At 44.8% G+C, this 15,592-nt stretch carries 15 protein-coding genes and 1 riboswitch; of the genes, 7 read left to right on the top strand and 8 right to left on the bottom strand.

The features are described from left to right. Positions 1–90: 90 nt before the first annotated feature. The 6 genes from LC048_RS16345 to LC048_RS16370 form a co-directional block, all read right to left on the bottom strand. A complete protein-coding gene (locus LC048_RS16345) occupies positions 91–636 on the bottom strand; it encodes a 2-oxoacid:ferredoxin oxidoreductase subunit gamma family protein (RefSeq protein ID WP_226599801.1) in 546 nt (181 codons plus the stop codon). Then, positions 636–1,394 (bottom strand): thiamine pyrophosphate-dependent enzyme, encoded by a 759-nt coding sequence (locus LC048_RS16350; RefSeq protein WP_226599799.1) that lies wholly within the window; start codon positions 1,392–1,394, stop codon positions 636–638. Before LC048_RS16350 ends, LC048_RS16345 begins: the two co-directional genes overlap by 1 nt. Then, the gene (locus LC048_RS16355) at positions 1,391–2,455 is read right to left on the bottom strand and encodes a 3-methyl-2-oxobutanoate dehydrogenase subunit VorB (protein WP_306048125.1); all 1,065 of its coding nucleotides are present in this window, start codon (positions 2,453–2,455) and stop codon (positions 1,391–1,393) included. The genes LC048_RS16350 and LC048_RS16355 overlap by 4 nt, the downstream gene beginning before the upstream one ends. A 16-nt stretch (positions 2,456–2,471) precedes the next feature. Continuing rightward, complete coding sequence (locus LC048_RS16360; protein ID WP_031307999.1) at positions 2,472–2,702, bottom strand: 4Fe-4S binding protein; 231 nt, start codon at positions 2,700–2,702, stop codon at positions 2,472–2,474. 14 nt (positions 2,703–2,716) lie between these two features. Continuing rightward, complete coding sequence (locus LC048_RS16365) at positions 2,717–3,394, bottom strand: nucleotide-binding protein (protein ID WP_226599797.1); 678 nt, start codon at positions 3,392–3,394, stop codon at positions 2,717–2,719. Between the two features lie 162 nt (positions 3,395–3,556). Further along, a complete protein-coding gene (locus tag LC048_RS16370) occupies positions 3,557–3,877 on the bottom strand; it encodes a hypothetical protein (RefSeq protein WP_226599796.1) in 321 nt (106 codons plus the stop codon). Positions 3,878–4,508: 631 nt separating this feature from the next. Beyond that, positions 4,509–4,610: riboswitch (purine riboswitch) on the top strand. A 199-nt stretch (positions 4,611–4,809) separates the two neighbouring features. Here LC048_RS16370 and LC048_RS16375 point away from each other — a divergent pair. From LC048_RS16375 to LC048_RS16405, 7 genes are all read left to right on the top strand, one after another. Then, positions 4,810–6,102, top strand: coding sequence for an NCS2 family permease (locus LC048_RS16375; RefSeq protein ID WP_226599795.1), 1,293 nt, complete (start codon positions 4,810–4,812; stop codon positions 6,100–6,102). Between the two features lie 344 nt (positions 6,103–6,446). Then, positions 6,447–7,490 carry a rhodanese-like domain-containing protein gene (locus tag LC048_RS16380; protein WP_226599794.1) on the top strand — a complete coding sequence of 348 codons (1,044 nt, stop codon included), beginning with the start codon at positions 6,447–6,449 and terminating at the stop codon, positions 7,488–7,490. Positions 7,491–7,519: 29 nt separating this feature from the next. After that, on the top strand, positions 7,520–9,730 hold the full coding sequence (gene srrA, locus LC048_RS16385) for a respiratory selenite reductase catalytic subunit SrrA (RefSeq protein WP_306048131.1): 2,211 nt from the start codon (positions 7,520–7,522) through the stop codon (positions 9,728–9,730). Between the two features lies 1 nt (position 9,731). Beyond that, the gene (locus LC048_RS16390; RefSeq protein WP_226599792.1) at positions 9,732–10,271 is read left to right on the top strand and encodes a 4Fe-4S dicluster domain-containing protein; all 540 of its coding nucleotides are present in this window, start codon (positions 9,732–9,734) and stop codon (positions 10,269–10,271) included. Between the two features lie 15 nt (positions 10,272–10,286). Next, positions 10,287–11,435 carry an NrfD/PsrC family molybdoenzyme membrane anchor subunit gene (gene nrfD, locus LC048_RS16395; RefSeq protein WP_226599791.1) on the top strand — a complete coding sequence of 383 codons (1,149 nt, stop codon included), beginning with the start codon at positions 10,287–10,289 and terminating at the stop codon, positions 11,433–11,435. A 168-nt stretch (positions 11,436–11,603) separates the two neighbouring features. Next, the gene (locus LC048_RS16400) at positions 11,604–12,227 is read left to right on the top strand and encodes a molecular chaperone TorD family protein (protein WP_226600032.1); all 624 of its coding nucleotides are present in this window, start codon (positions 11,604–11,606) and stop codon (positions 12,225–12,227) included. Between the two features lie 4 nt (positions 12,228–12,231). Then, positions 12,232–13,407 (top strand): rhodanese-like domain-containing protein, encoded by a 1,176-nt coding sequence (locus tag LC048_RS16405; RefSeq protein ID WP_306048135.1) that lies wholly within the window; start codon positions 12,232–12,234, stop codon positions 13,405–13,407. A gap of 129 nt (positions 13,408–13,536) precedes the next feature. On the opposite strand, the gene LC048_RS16410 is transcribed toward LC048_RS16405, so the two are convergent. Further along, positions 13,537–14,445 (bottom strand): Gfo/Idh/MocA family protein, encoded by a 909-nt coding sequence (locus LC048_RS16410; RefSeq protein ID WP_306048137.1) that lies wholly within the window; start codon positions 14,443–14,445, stop codon positions 13,537–13,539. A gap of 112 nt (positions 14,446–14,557) precedes the next feature. Next, positions 14,558–15,403 (bottom strand): DegV family protein, encoded by an 846-nt coding sequence (locus LC048_RS16415; RefSeq protein WP_226599786.1) that lies wholly within the window; start codon positions 15,401–15,403, stop codon positions 14,558–14,560. Positions 15,404–15,592 lie beyond the last annotated feature (189 nt).

Below are 15,592 nucleotides of genomic sequence, written 5' to 3' on the forward strand. Positions count from 1 at the left end.
GCTCCTTCTTGTTACCGAAATTCTCCGTTCTCCGCCATTTCGGGCAGATGTTGCTCCTTCTTGTTAGCGGGCAAGTGCAAATGTGCTTTTCTACGACACTATACTATTAGTCAATGATCGCCCCAGCTGCAGTGCTCGGTGATTGATGTCCAAAAGTGAGTGTTTTTCAGGAGCAAGCACTTTTTTCAATGCTCCCAATATGGAGTCATCTGCCAGGATTCCCGTTTCTTCCAGAAAAGCTCCAAGCAGAATCATATTGGCAACTCTTGAGTTGCCGAGCTCGTTAGCCTTGTCGGTCGCATCAATATTCAAAACTCGTATATCTGTTCTCGATGATATCTTTGAAATCAAGGATGAATTTACCACCAATAACCCGCCCACCCTGACCATCGGCTCAAATTTTTCATATGAAGGGTTATTCAGCACGATCGCTGTCGTTGGCCGTGACACAAGAGGTGAACCTACCTGTTCTTCACTGACGACAACTGCACAGTTAGCAGTACCGCCCCTCTGCTCTGGCCCGTAGGATGGTAGCCATGAAACAAACTTCCCTTCATTCATCCCAGCATAGGCTATCAGCTGTCCCATCGACATGACTCCCTGGCCGCCAAAGCCTGCAATCAAAATTTCCTCCATCAGCGAACACCCCCTTTCTGTGAATCTTTATACACACCAAGAGGATAGGCTGGCACCATATTATCCTTGATCCAATCTAACGATTCATTAGGATCAAGACCCCAGTTTGTCGGGCAGCTGGATAGAATCTCAACCATCGAGAAACCCAGTCCCTGCTTCTGTGTTTCAAATGCTTTCCGAATCGCTTTCTTCGCTTTAACGATGTTCGGCACATCATGCGTCGAAACTCGTTCGATATAGGCTGTTCCATCCAGTGTTGATAACATCTCACTTACCCGGATCGGCAGTCCCTGGATGCTGCCATCCCGTCCGAATGGAGTCGTAGCCGTTTTTTGACCCACCAATGTTGTCGGCGCCATTTGTCCTCCAGTCATTCCATAAATCGCATTATTAACAAAAATAACGGTAATGTTTTCACCTCTAGCAGCAGCGTGGACAGCCTCAGCAATTCCAATCGAAGCAAGGTCACCATCTCCCTGGTAGGTAAAAACAAAGCGGTCAGGAAGGACACGCTTGATTCCAGTAGCCACAGCAGGTGCCCTGCCATGAGCTGCCTGGGTCATATCACAATTGAAATATTCATAGGACAGCACAGAGCATCCGACAGAAGCGACTCCAACTGTATCTTCAAGAATCCCCATTTCCTCAAGCACTTCGCCGACCATCCTGTGGATGATACCGTGCGTACAGCCAGGACAATAGTGCGTCTGGTTATCAGTCAATCCAGTTGTTTTCTCGAATACTGTTTTCATTGTCATACCTCAACACCCCCGGCCAGTTTGATGATTTGATCATAAATCTCTTCCTGGGTAGGAACGACACCGCCAGTTCGTCCAAAGAACGAAACAGGGGCTCTGCCTTCAACAGCGAGTCTGACATCCTCAACCATCTGGCCTGCGCTCATCTCGACCGATAGATAGCCCTTCACCCTGTCACGGGTTTCTATGAATGGCTGCTCGGGAAATGGCCAGAGAGTTATCGGTCGGATCATCCCGATTTTCAATCCGTCTTTCCGTGCTTTATTGATGGCATTCATGGCAATCCTTGCTGCTGTTCCATAAGCAGTTACAATATAATCGGCATCCTCAGTTTCAAACGTATCGTATCTGACCTCATTCTGCTTGATCATCGCGAACTTTTCCTGTAAAAGTTCATTCCGCTTTTCAAGCGCATCGGCATTCAATTCGAGTGAGGAGATAATTCTTGGTTTGCCATCTCCGCGGGTACCAGTCGTAGCCCATTCCTTCTGTTCTGGATCCCTTTCAGTCAGCTCCTTGAACTCAACTGGTTCCATCATCTGTCCGAGCATGCCGTCCCCAAGTAATATTACCGGAGTACGATATTGATCAGCGATATCAAATGCCGCTTCTGTCAGGTCTATGATTTCCTGAAGCGTTGACGGAGCAAGGACAGGTGTATGGTAATCACCATGTCCTCCCCCTTTTGTCACCTGGAAATAGTCCGATTGCGCAGGCTGGATATTTCCAAGCCCGGGACCACCTCGGACGACATTCACAATCAGTGCCGGCAGTTCTGCCCCAACTAGGTATGATATGCCTTCCTGCTTCAGGCTGAATCCTGGACTCGATGATGATGTCATTACACGCACACCGGTTCCAGCTGCTCCATACACCATATTGATCGCGGCTACTTCACTTTCCGCCTGTAAAAATAACCCGCCAACCTCGGGCAGCCTTCTGACCATGTAGGCAACGAGCTCACTCTGCGGTGTGATCGGATAGCCGAAAAAATATTTGCAGCCCGCATGGACAGCAGCTTCCGCAATAACCTCGTTACCCTTCATAAGTACTTTCCCCATTGTCATATCTCCTTTGCTATACAGATTTCCTTACCTTTTCTGGCCTATAAACAGTGATCACCGAATCCGGACACATTTGCGCGCACTTGCCACAGCTGATGCAATTTTCCTGGTCTGTCACAACCGCCGGCCGGTAGCCTTTTTCATTCAAGTAATCAGCAAGATAAATGACATTTGTCGGACAAGCGTTCACGCACAGCTTGCATGATTTACAAGTCTCTTCATTAAAAACAACTCTCTGCTCCACCGTATTTGCCTCCTTTAAATTTCCCATGGCAATTTTAAATACCTCGTAATCACTTTCACTGGGGACTCCGTCACAATTCCAAGACTTTCGGCTGATAAATGCTGCGGTACCATCGTGTATAACAAAGGAATCCCCAGAGTATCTGATAGCTCCCTGCTTAAAATTAATCCCTTTTCAACATCCTGAAGTGTCGTCTCCGATCCCACATTCGAGTTATTGATGATTCCTGTAATCTTCAGCCGGGAGGCACTTTCAATTTTCTGTAATGTCTCAACCGCCCCCTCCAGAGTACTGAGATATGGCCGGTTTGCATTCAAAATAAAAAGCACCTCTGGCATCATTTCTTTCCAGTCATTATAAAATTGCCCCAGTGCCGTAGCTCCATCCTTATCTCCTCCTGCATCGACGATCAGCTTATATGCCGGGTCATAGATCACCCTGCTCATATCGCCCGGAACAATCGGTAAATCAGCGGCTGCAAGCCTTTCAGCAGGTGCAATAAGTTCAATACAATTTTGCTCAAAAATACTCCTGGCGTCTCTCGCACGATAATATGGATTAACGATATCGAGGTCTGCAACTGCTGTCCTAGTATTTCTTTTTCCTGCCTCCAGTGCTAGATTAATTGCTATCTCTGTTTTTCCGCTGCCAAAATGGCCGGTAATGATGGTAATGTCCGCACCTTTTTTCACCGATTCCCACCCCCCTATGTTGAAAGCGTTTTCATTTTATTGTCAACTTCATTATATAAATTTCTTCCAGGCTTCTCTTTGATAAAAGTCACGTTTTTAGTAAAAAAGTGTTTGAAATCAATTGAAAAAAGAAGTTCCAAGAAAGAACTCCTTTTTCAAGTCTTATATCGCAAAGCTCAGGATGACCTTTTGCGGCATGTCCTGCTCTTCATAAACATCTTTTCTCAATCTCTCGCAAGAAGGCATTTCATACGAGAAATCTTGCACTGCTTCGGGGATCATTCCTTCTGCTTTTAGTGTCTCAAAAACTCTTTGCATTGCATCATCTGTATCCAGGCAATCTTCAGAACCTTCATATTTAAAACAATCAACGCATGTTTCTACGATATTCGCATCAACCTGTTCCTGAATGAATACTAATTTTGCGCCAGCCATTTTCTCAACTTCACGATTTTCCAATTCAATAATCGTTGTTACGTTCATTATTGGCACCTCCATTTGGATTACACTATCATTATAGTAAGTTATCATCCTAACATGGGTGTTTTGCCATTTAGTTCATTTATTATTCACATATTCCGGTCAAAAAGTTGTCAAAAACTCATTAATAAAGGGATTTCCGATACCCATACAGGGATTTAACCTTTGCAACAGTTCCTTACTCCAGTACATCAATTTCAACTAAATCCCAGGGTGTGATAATCCCGATCGGCCCCTCAGAAGTTTTTCCATTCTCAGTGATTAATACGGCTTTCAGCTTTCTGTTTTCAAGATGGTACTTTTCAAAAATATCCTCTACGGAAAATATATCAGAGTTCTTAGGAGCAAATTCTACAAATCTCTTTCCATGATGATATTCCAGGTCGCTGATTTTTACATCGTCTATCGTCCTGCCGCCCTCACATACTTCATTCCGTGAAATTGTATGCTTAATCCGCGATTCAGCGCATTATTTCGCGAAAGAAAGACCCTGTTTATGCCGTGACTTGGAAAACCGCGACCAGAAATACCAGCTAAACTCCAGCTCTCCAATAATCAGAAAAAATCAAATAGGTGAACTTTAAGAATTGCAATTGACCTTGATGTAAATTGCTGATACGATCACTAGTATTATTTAATTCAATAATCTTTTCCTTGTATATGTTCGAGAATATGGCTCGGACGTTTCTACCATGCTACCGTAAAAAGCGTGACTACAAGGGACTTTGATATTTGCTATTCTTTTTGGCATCTACTTGTCCTTTGTGGTACTCCGGCAGCATAAAACTGCCGGAGTTTTTTTTATTTTCCAGGCTCTGTTAAACAAGGCTGTGGACTTTCGTTCCAGGCGCTTCACTACAATCAGCAGGAGAAAAAAACAATACGAGGGTTTAACAAAACCATTTTCTTAAATAAACAACCAGGAGGACACACACATGAAAAACTTTTTCCAGTTTGCAGAAAGAAACACAAATTATAAGCAGGAAACCCTCGCAGGAGTCACGACGTTTTTGTCGATGGCTTACATTCTTGTCGTCAATCCATTAATCCTAAGCCAGGCTGGCATGGATAAAGGAGCTGTTTTTACAGCTACAGCTTTATCAGCCATCATCGGATCCCTCCTCATCGGTCTGCTTGCTAACTTCCCAATTGGGATCGCTCCAAGTATGGGCTTGAATTCATTTTTCACTTTCACCGTCTGCATCGGCATGGGAGTCAAATGGGAGGTCGCACTTACTGGTGTGTTCATCGCGGGTGTTCTGTTCGTCATCCTCAGCCTTTTGAAGATTCGCGAAAAAATCATCAATGTCATCCCTCAGGATCTTAAGCATGCAATCGCGGCTGGGATTGGTTTCTTCGTCGCTTTTATCGGTTTGAAAAATGCTGGAATCATCATTGGCAGTGAAGCAACCTTTGTCTCAATCGGAAATTTGACATCAGGCCCTGTCCTGCTTGCTCTATTCGGCTTCATCGTCAGTGTTATCATGATGGTCCGCGGAATCAGCGGCGGCATCTTTTATGGAATGGTGATTGCAACAATCGTTGGAATTTTGACAGGCTTGATTGAAAAACCTGCAGCAATCGTCGGTTCTGTTCCTGACATCTCACCAACGTTTGGTGTCGTCTTCAATCACCTGGGAGATATCTTCTCTCCAGATGTCCTTGCCGTCATTTTCACATTCCTGTTTGTTGCTTTCTTTGATACTGCCGGGGCGCTTATTGCCGTAGCCAGCCAGGCTGGTCTGATGAAGGACAATAAAATACCGAACGCGGGGCGTGCCCTGCTTGCGGATGCAGGATCGGCTGTTGCTGGAGCTGTTCTTGGCACATCCACAACAGCTTCATTCGTTGAGTCATCAGCAGGCATAGCAGTCGGCGGGCGGACCGGCTTTACTTCAGTGATCATTGCAGCGTGCTTCGGTGTGGCAATGCTCTTCTCTCCGATCCTATCGGTTATCACGCCGGAAGTTACCGCACCGGCACTCATTATTGTTGGTGCATTGATGGCAACTGAAATCAGCAAAATCAATTGGAACAATCTTGCTGTGATTATACCTTCATTCGTTACAATCATCATGATGCCGCTCACCTTCAGTGTTGCAACAGGAATTGCTCTTGGCTTTATTCTTTATCCTTTGATGATGCTCGGAATGGGCAAGTTTAGAGAAGTCCATCCCATTATGTATGTACTTGGATTCTTGTTTGTTGGATATTTTATGTATGTTTAGTAAACTTCAAGTTCGCAGCTTTAGCTGCGGACTTTTTTTGTTCACCGAAATCTTCCACGCAATCTTCACGAATGTGTTTTAAGTGTGAAATGTGCAAAAGATTCAAACAATTCATAGGTGAATCCCCTTACTTCTTCCTACATTCTCAAAAATAGTAACTGAATTTCCACAGCAATAGACTTACCCCTGATGGTAAAAATAACTTAAGCGCTTATTTTTTTTGCAACCATCTAAACCTATAGGAGTATATGTATTAAGAAAACAGGAGGTGTATATTCCGATCGTTTGATTCAATTCCAAATCAATATCATGGCGGTATATCCGCCAGCAGAGAGGTGAGAGCTTTGAAGCTGTTTGGAAAAAAAATATTATTCTTATTAGCCGGCACAATGCTGATTTTCAATGGAGGCTGCGGTACTGAGCAAGGTTTCCAACCTAAAGTAAATGGACAAAGTAAGGAGCTTGATAGTTTTTCAATCGTTCAGCAAGCTGCTGATGCTTACCTAAAAAAAACTGCAGAGTCTATTACTGCAGAGGAAATTTTCGAAAAGATGATTTTGAATTACGACCCTTCTTACTTCATTGTCGATGTCCGTGATACAGCAGCATTTGCAGCTGGTCATATTGAAGGGTCTGTCAATATTCCATATAGTATGACAGCCGAGCCGACTCAAATTGCGAATTTGCCAAAGGACAAGAAGATTCTGGTAATCTGCTACAGCGGCCATACAGCAAGTCAGACAGCAGCTCTTTGGAATATGCTCGGATATGACGCTGTTCCAATGATAAACGGGATGGGCGGCTGGACTAGTGATTCCAATTTGGGAACACCCCTTCCACAAAAAACTTTCGATTATGAAGTGGAAGCAAATGAAACAAAAGCCGGGAACTATGATTTACCTGCTCCTGCAACTAAGAAATATTCCGATGAAACCGCAGCTATTTTAGGAAGTGCTGATGACTATCTGAAAACCGGTCTTCCACCAATCATGAAACCCGCGGCTATCCAGGAATCGATTAATAATGAGTCGAACGGCCTCTTATTAGTCGATCTAAGGTCATTAAATGAATATGCGGCAGGACATATTCCAGGGGCAATCAATATCTCATATGAATCGCTGGCAAAGCTTGAACAGTTAAAGAAATTGTCTCCTGAGAAAAAAATTGTCCTCATTGACCATGACGGGACCATGTCCAGTAAAGCAGCAAGGATTCTCAATATGCTGGGATACGAAGCTTATGCTATGAAAGATGGCATGAGAGTATGGACATCCGATGCAGAAATCAATGGAATTCTTCCAATTTCCAACGAAAAGGTTAAGGATTATCCTTTGAAAAAACTAAATACAAAGCTCGAGACGGAAACTGGAGCCGCCAGCTGCGGTTAACAGCTTGTGAGAGAAAGGAGTATGAAGAGATGACAAACTTATCACGCCGTACGTTTTTGAAAGCTTCAGCAACAGTTGTCGCAGCAGGCTCGGTTCCAGCTTATTTCGGCTTTAGTGAGTTCAAGAAAGCTGCCACCGAGGAAAGCGTGAAGAAGGTACCAACCTTTTGCCACGGATGCACAAGCTATTGCGGAATCATTGCCCATGTGAAGAACGAGCGGGTCTGGAAGGTCGAAGGACATCCCATCCATTTGAAATCCAGCGGCAGAATTTGCGCAAGGAGCCACGGAATGGCAGCATACCTGTACTCAAAAGACAGAGTGACTGGCCCAATGAAACGGGTTGGAGAAGGGAAATTCGAACCAATCAGCTGGAATCAGGCATTCAAGGAAATCGGCGAGAAGCTTGACAGCATCGTTAAGCAGTACACCGGTAATTCTGTATTGTGGCTGGAGCACGGCACCCATCGGAAGTCATATGTGGATCGCTTGTTTGACACAATTGGCTCGCCGAACTTCACGACACAATATTCAACATGCTTCAATGCTAAAACAAATGCATGGCTGCAAATGACTGGCACCTCCCTTAACGGTGATCATAAGAATGCTAAGTACATGATATTTGAAGGAAGGAACTTCGCAGGTGGCATCATACCGAATGGCATGAACCACATCACGCATGCAAAGGAAAATGGCGCCAAGTTGATCGTCATCGATCCGCGCTTTTCTGAGATTGCGAAAATCGCAGATGAATGGATTCCAATCAAACCAGGTACAGATCTTGCCTTCAGGCTGGCGATGGCGAATGTTTTAATATCAGAAAACCTCTACAATAAGACCTTTGTCCAACAATTCGTCGATGGCTTCAGTGAATTCAAGCGCATGAATATGGGATACTCACCAGAATGGGCGGAGCCAATCACCGGAGTAAACGCTGATAAAATCCGGGAAATTGCCAGGGACTTCGCAAAATATGCACCACAGGCCTTCATCGAGCCAGGCTGGCACGGGCTGCATTCCCATTATGTGAACAGCACCCAAACGTCCCAGATGGGGATTATCCTGAATGCACTTGTTGGGAACTTTTACGAGAAAGGCGGCTTGATGCCATCTGCAAGCCTGCAGATGGGACATCTCGACTTGCCTGCAATCGAAAATATGCCTGAAAAAGGCGCTCGTATCGATGGAGCTGGTGTGACTGGAAAGTACCGCACTGTCGAACCATCAAGGGGAATCGCCCATATCACGCCGCTGCTTGTTCAACAAGGCCTGGCTAAAGCGGTATTCATCTGTAACTATAATCCGCTCAGGACCGCGCCGGATCCCGAGGAGCAAAAAAAGATCAAGGACGCAGAGCTTGTGGTTTCAATCAACATCGACTGGAACGAAACAAGTTACTATGCCGCTGATTATATCCTTCCTGAGCATTATTATCTGGAAAGATTAGAGCATCCTCAAGCTGTATCAGGACATATTTCGCATGATAACCCACAGCTTGCCCTTCGCCAACCCGTCATCAAACCGATGTATGACACAAAAAACACGCTTGATATGCTGAAGGGGATTGCCGACGCAATGGGGCATAAGGATTTGTATCCTTTTACAATTGAACAAGAAGTAGAAGCAGCGATTGCACCGCTCGGCATCACATTCGAACAGCTGAAAAAAGCAGGAACACTGGAGTTCCCGGCTACTGTTAAGCCTGGTTTCCCGATAAAAAAAGGCAAACCGGCTCTGCCTACGCTCACCGGAAAGATTCAATTCTCTGCCGATCTGTTCAAGATTGATGGAAAACTCGGAATTCCTGTCTGGGTACCGCCACTCGTTGAACCTGATCCTAAAAATGACCATGAATTCCGCCTGATCCATGGGAAGCAGCCTTGGCATTCTCACGCAATGACAACCAATATTGAACAGCTGATGAAGCTTTCCGAAAAGTATCAGGGTACCTTTATGTGGCTGAATGCTTCACGAGCCAGGAAGCTTGGCATCAAAACTGGAGACACCGTAACGGTTAGGTCGAACATCGCCAAAAAGAAGGTTCAAGTTAAAGTAACCGAGCTCCTGCACCCAGAAGCCGCCTGGCTCCCTTCCACTTATGGCGGATTCTCGCCTAAAAACAGGACAGCAAACGGAATCGGCGTGAACTTTAATGATTTTATCCCAATCATGGTAGACCCTCTTTCTGGCTCGACAATGGCCCAAGAGGTTGTCGTGACCGTGGCAAAGGAGGGCAACTAGGATGGCAAAATACGGCCTTTTGGTATTCCCGGAACGCTGTACAGGCTGCACCGCCTGCAACATCGCCTGTGCGTCGCATAATCAGCTCGGATTGGACGTTTCCTATAACCGACTTGAATTTTTGGAGAAAGGAACTTACCCTTATGTGAAAATGGAAATTTTACCAGTACAGTGCCAGCATTGCGACAACGCTCCGTGCGTTTCCGTCTGCCCTACCCAGGCAACTTACAAGCGTGAAGATGGAATCGTCGAAATTGACGCTGATAAATGCATTGGCTGCAAATATTGCATGGCTGCCTGCCCTTATGAAGCAAGACAGCTGAATGAAAAGCGCGTTCCGGAAAAATGCAGATGGTGCCCTGAGATGCTTGAAAAAGGTGAGCAGCCTGCCTGCTCTGCGACATGCATGAATGAGGTCCGCCTGTTCGGAGACCTGGAAGATCCAAATAGCCAGCTGAACAAAGAGCTGGCAAAGCACGAAGTCTATCAATTGCTTGAAGCTAAAGGCACGAAGCCAAGCATCTTCTATGTGAAAAAATAACTGGAGGTGAATCTCGTGAAAATCAATAAATGGACGATCCTGTCTGCAGCCTTCATTCTCTTCGGTCTGGCGGGAGCAGCCAATATTTTTATCCACGGTGAACATGCCATGGGTACAACAAATAAGATCCCATGGGGAATCCTGATTGCCGGCTACGAATATTTTGTCGGGATAAGCACCGGATTGCTGCTGGTCGCAGCATTAGGCTATGTATTCCATGGGAAGGCGATCATCCCAATCGGCAAATCACTGCTTATGTTTGCGATTTTTTCCCTTATCAGTGGGTTTGCAATTCTTTTGGTGGAGTTGGGCAATCCGCTTAACTTCATTCATTATTTCCTGACTCCTAACTTCACTTCGCCAATCTGGTGGATGGCACCGTTATATGGAATTTACCTGTTGCTGCTGGTGACTTTGACGGTGTTTGTCGTTCGTGGCAATCAGGCCTTAATCAGGCCTTTTGCAATCATGACCGCTGTATCTGCCATAGTCGCCCTGATTTGCATCGGGTTCCTGTTCGGTTTCATCATCGCCCGTCCTTACTGGAATGGACCGATTTCACCTCTTTACTTCATTCTCACATCTGTGTTTTCTGGCATCGCGATGGCTTCAGTTATCGCTTTTCTGCAGGAAAGACAGAAAACTCGTGCGAACTTTGAAAGTGTTAAGTTCCTCAGAATGCTGAGCTTATCCATGATGGGGGTAATGGGAGTGATTTATATCGGCAAAACCTTTGTCGGGCTATACGGCCAGGTGCCGGGAAAATATGAATCACTGCTCGCTTTGCTGACAGGACCTTTGAGCTTTAACTATTGGGTACTCGAAATATCGCTGGCTATCGTCATTCCTTTTGTACTGATTGTGTCTGCACGCAAACTCACAGCTATAAAGCTCGGGCTTGCAGGCCTGCTATCCCTGACAGGAATTTTCTTCATGCGTTTCAATATGGTAATCGCCGGACAGATTACTCCATTGAAAGTTGTCAAAAATCCTGCTGAAGAAACCGTCTTCAACCTTTTCAGTGTGACCTGGTCTGAATGGGCTCTGATCATAGGAGGTATTGGGATTATGGCAATGCTGCATCTCCAGCGTGAGCTACTGGAACGAATCATAAAACACAAACCAGCAGCAGAGCTGAAAAGACATGGGGATGTAACCCTATAATAAAGAAAAGTTCAAGCGTTCACCCAGTACCGACCGGTGAAGTCGCTCTTTGACTTCATTGGCAGGACCGAAACGTCTCGAGGACTTAGGAGCTCCAGCTAGACAAGCGACTCGAGAGGCTTGGCGCTGGAGCCGGACAAACAAAAAGGGGCTGATCACTTGTTCACCATGACAGAAGAAAAGCGGCAGCTGTCCAATGCGCTTATGCTGCTGGCAGAATTTTATAAGCCGCCAACAAATGAACTCTATCAAGCTTTGAGAAATGGAACTGCCTTTGAAGAACTGACGCCTTTTATCAAACTGGAAGAAACATGGGCAGACTCTTTTTCTTCCTATGAAAATATGAAACAGTCCTATATCCAGTGTTTTCTTGGGCCTTCCGAGCCTTTCGCACCACCAATTGAATCACTCTACAAACAATGGACCGATGATCCTACCGCGGCTGTTTCATTCGCTAGACAAACTGGATTCTTCTATGGGGACCCTGCACTGCATGTCCAGTATCTGTTCCGCCAGTTCAAGCTTGAGTTTCCCGAGGAATATCGAGCCATGCCAGACCACTTGACCCTGTTGCTCGAATTTCTATCGTTTTTGCTCGAGCATGGTACAGCTAATCAGATCCATTCTTTTATTTCTGACCATTTCGATTGGCTTGACGATTTCGTCCTGGAATTGAAAAAGGCTGATACGAGTTTATTCTTTGTATCGATCACACAAATAGTGAACCAGCTTGTCCACTCCCCTGCATTTGGCTACAGGAGTGAACTGCCTGGTGAAGAAAGGAGTGAATAGTCTCATGGTAAAGAAAACTATGCTAGCTGGATTAATTTTCTCTGTCGGAATAGTAATAGCCGGCTGCGGGACTGGCGAATATTTGGCCAAACCTAACTCGAATGCTGCTGCAGATTTTAACCAGAAAGCAGACCTTTCAATCTACAAGGTAGCCGAGGAAGCTACACCAGAGAAGGAAGCCGTACCACTCAAGGATAACCTTACCTATGTTGACACCGAATATATGATGAGATTAAAAGCGTCCGAAGGAGAGGTAAGCCCGGCAAGGAAAACGTACGATCAATTCCCTTCGGAATGGGACTTTGTCATTGTCGATTCCCGTCCTCAAGCTGTTTTCCATGAAGGACATATCAACGGAGCAATCAATATCCCGGATTCACAGTTCGACCAATTCGCCTCCCTGCTCCCGGAAGATAAAAATAAGCTTCTTATTTTTTACTGCGGCGGGGTCACATGTGAATTGAGCAGCAGTTCTGCTGAAAAGGCAATCAAGCTTGGCTACAAGAATATCAAAGTCTACCAGGAAGGACTGCCAGAATGGAAAAAAGCCGGCAATTACCTTGCTGTGACAGCCCCTTATGTAAAAGAACTGATCATGGACGCAAATGTGTCACGGGATGATAAGCCACCATTCGTCATCCTTGATGCCAGACCGTATAAGATATATTTCGAGTCACACATCCCGAACGCAGTCTTTGCAGATGATACTCTCTTTGCGCAAAAGTATATAGGAATAGCACCTGCAGATAAAAAGACTGAAATCATCGTCTATTGCGGAGGATTCGGCTGCCATAAAAGCCATGCTGTCGCTGAGGAACTCCTGAAAAAAGGCTACTCAAATGTCAAAGTCTATTCAGGAGGACTTCCTGACTGGACTGCAAAATCCTTGCCAACATTCGGCACTGCTAATTCAGACGGAAGCTTTAATGTAGCTGAAGGCCAGGTTAACCGCGGAATCAACCCAGAGGAGTTTATGAACAAAATCAGTGCGGGAGCGTTTATCCTTGACGTCCGTTCAAAGGATGAAACAAAGGCCGGCGTCTTCAAAGGGTCACTGAATATCCCTGACAGTATCATCCTGGCCGACCCAGCCGCTATCGCAAGCCAGCTACCAAAAGACAAGAATGCCGTCATCGTCATTCATTGCGCATCTGGCGCAAGGGGGCCGCTGGCGTTGTGAATAAAATCGCTGACCTAGGTTATGCAAACACATTCTATTTGAATAACGCCATCCAAATATCTGCAGATGGCAAACCATCGTTCTAATAGCCAAAACCCCGGTACATTTCAAGTACCGGGGTTTCGAACGTTAAAGTTCTTCCAATTCTTTTACGATTCTCTCGCAGATTTCATGTGTTACGAGGGAATCCTTTGCGGTAATTAAAGGGAATGAATTATTATCGATAGCCTGGATGAAATCAAAAATAATTTGCTCAAAACCGCGCTTGTGGAGGGTCGGCTCCCAGTCACTTCCTCCATGTCTCGTTTCATTTCGATTTTCCTGGACGAACAGGTCTGAAACATTCAATGCCATTCTTTTTTGATTGGATTGGAATACTTCTACCTTTTCCTCGACAACGCCGCTGTCACGGTTCATTATTCCGATTGCAATTCCCTCTTCTGCCTGCAGCTGGATTACCACGTGATGCAAAAACACACCATTTTTCTTTCCGGTCACATTTATCCGCTTGATTTTATAAGGAAACAGAAATCTTAGCGTATCGACCACATGGATAAAATCATCAAGTATGAAATGGCGCATTTCCCCAGGCAATGCCTTCCTGTTTTTTTGCATGATCACCATATTAGGTTCCTTCAACTCAGCCAACTGTTTATAAACGGGAGCATATCTGCGGTTAAAACCTGTCATTAATATCAAGCCTTTATCCTCAGCCAGCTCAGTCAGTTCCCGGGCTTTCTCATACTCATAGGCAATCGGCTTATCGACATACACATGTATACCAGCCAGCATCAGTTTTTTTACAATTTCATGATGTGATTCAGTTGCACTATGGACAAAAGCACCCTTGACTCCACTTTCAATAAGTTCATCGAGACTGAGATGTATGTGGGTAAATCTATGCTTGGATGCCAAAGTTTTCAGCTTGATAACATCCCGCGTGTATAGATGGAATTCAATATCGCCTTTTTCCGCGAATACAGGCAGATAGTCCTTTTGCGCAATATCCCCCAAACCAATGACCCCGATCTTCAACATATCGATTTCCCCCTACTTTTTTGAATATTTCAAGTGTACACAGGAACATGGACAATAAAAAGAAATCAGCCCTGACCAGGCTGATTTCCATGACTTATTTTACCATTCCAAACTATTCATTAATCCAGGCAAGTCCGATTGTTCCCTGCCCTGTATGCGTACCCGCAACGGGACTGAATGTAGTCGTTGTAAAAGATATTTCGGGAAAACGCTGTTGAAGTTCTTCTCGCCATTGCTCAGCCAATTCCTTTACATTCCCATGAATGACACTGACTTCCTTGACCTCGGCTGAAGCCTCTTCTAATATTTGAAACATGCGCTCCTTGACCTTTTTTTCCGTCCTGATTTTATCAAAAAGGACTACCTTCCCATCATCGAACCTTACGATCAGCTTTAATTTTATCAAACTGCCGATGATGACTTGGGTAGTGGAGAGGCGTCCACCTTTATGGAGCTGATCGAGGCTTCCCGGTGCCATATATAGATTGGCCTTGTCAGGAAGAGTCCTTAAGTAAGAGACGATTTCATCATACGACTTTCCTTCCTTTTGCATTTCAACACCTTTTTCAACCATGCGCCCTAATGGGTAGGAGCCAATTTTAGAGTCAATGACATCAACCTTGAAATCTACCATGCTGGAAGCTGCCGTTGAGGATTGGAAAGTTCCTGTCAGAGCGCTGGAAGCGTGGATTGCGATCGCATGCTTGTACTGATCCTTTAGCTTCTGATATAGTTCCACAAACTCCCCAATTGCAGGTTGTGATGTTTTCGGAAGGACCTTTGAAGCTGCCAACTTCGGATAAAAATCTTCGGCCGTGATATCTACGCCTTCCAAATACGCTTCTTCACCAAAAATAATGCTTAAAGGCACAACATATATATTGTTATTTTTTATGTATTCTTCTGTTAGTCCAGATGTACTGTCAGTTACCCATGCAATTTCATTTAAAGTAGTCATGATTTCTCCTGTTCTTGTCAAAAATATCGTTGAATATGCTTACATTTCTCATGATATATGAATAAGCGTTATAAAACTATTAGTAATTTTCAAGAATAAGATTTATTTGTTAAAAACAATGAAAAAGTTAATAACACAGACAAATGTTTCTCACTCCGATTAAAGGGAACAATTGTAACAAATCTGACT

The organism is Mesobacillus subterraneus, from assembly GCF_020524355.2.
GTDB classification, from domain to species: domain Bacteria; phylum Bacillota; class Bacilli; order Bacillales; family Cytobacillaceae; genus Mesobacillus; species Mesobacillus subterraneus_C.

What these genes read in the sequence shown, in the direction of transcription:
- LC048_RS16345 (WP_226599801.1), bottom strand. Translation starts at nt 636, where the DNA reads ATGGAGGAAATTTTGATTGCAGGCTTTGGCGGCCAGGGAGTCATGTCG.
- LC048_RS16350 (WP_226599799.1), bottom strand. Translation starts at nt 1,394, where the DNA reads ATGACAATGAAAACAGTATTCGAGAAAACAACTGGATTGACTGATAAC.
- LC048_RS16355 (WP_306048125.1), bottom strand. Translation starts at nt 2,455, where the DNA reads ATGGGGAAAGTACTTATGAAGGGTAACGAGGTTATTGCGGAAGCTGCT.
- LC048_RS16370 (WP_226599796.1), bottom strand. Translation starts at nt 3,877, where the DNA reads ATGAACGTAACAACGATTATTGAATTGGAAAATCGTGAAGTTGAGAAA.
- LC048_RS16375 (WP_226599795.1), top strand. Translation starts at nt 4,810, where the DNA reads ATGAAAAACTTTTTCCAGTTTGCAGAAAGAAACACAAATTATAAGCAG.
- srrA (WP_306048131.1), top strand. Translation starts at nt 7,520, where the DNA reads ATGACAAACTTATCACGCCGTACGTTTTTGAAAGCTTCAGCAACAGTT.
- LC048_RS16390 (WP_226599792.1), top strand. Translation starts at nt 9,732, where the DNA reads ATGGCAAAATACGGCCTTTTGGTATTCCCGGAACGCTGTACAGGCTGC.
- LC048_RS16400 (WP_226600032.1), top strand. Translation starts at nt 11,604, where the DNA reads ATGACAGAAGAAAAGCGGCAGCTGTCCAATGCGCTTATGCTGCTGGCA.
- LC048_RS16405 (WP_306048135.1), top strand. Translation starts at nt 12,232, where the DNA reads ATGGTAAAGAAAACTATGCTAGCTGGATTAATTTTCTCTGTCGGAATA.
- LC048_RS16410 (WP_306048137.1), bottom strand. Translation starts at nt 14,445, where the DNA reads ATGTTGAAGATCGGGGTCATTGGTTTGGGGGATATTGCGCAAAAGGAC.
- LC048_RS16415 (WP_226599786.1), bottom strand. Translation starts at nt 15,403, where the DNA reads ATGACTACTTTAAATGAAATTGCATGGGTAACTGACAGTACATCTGGA.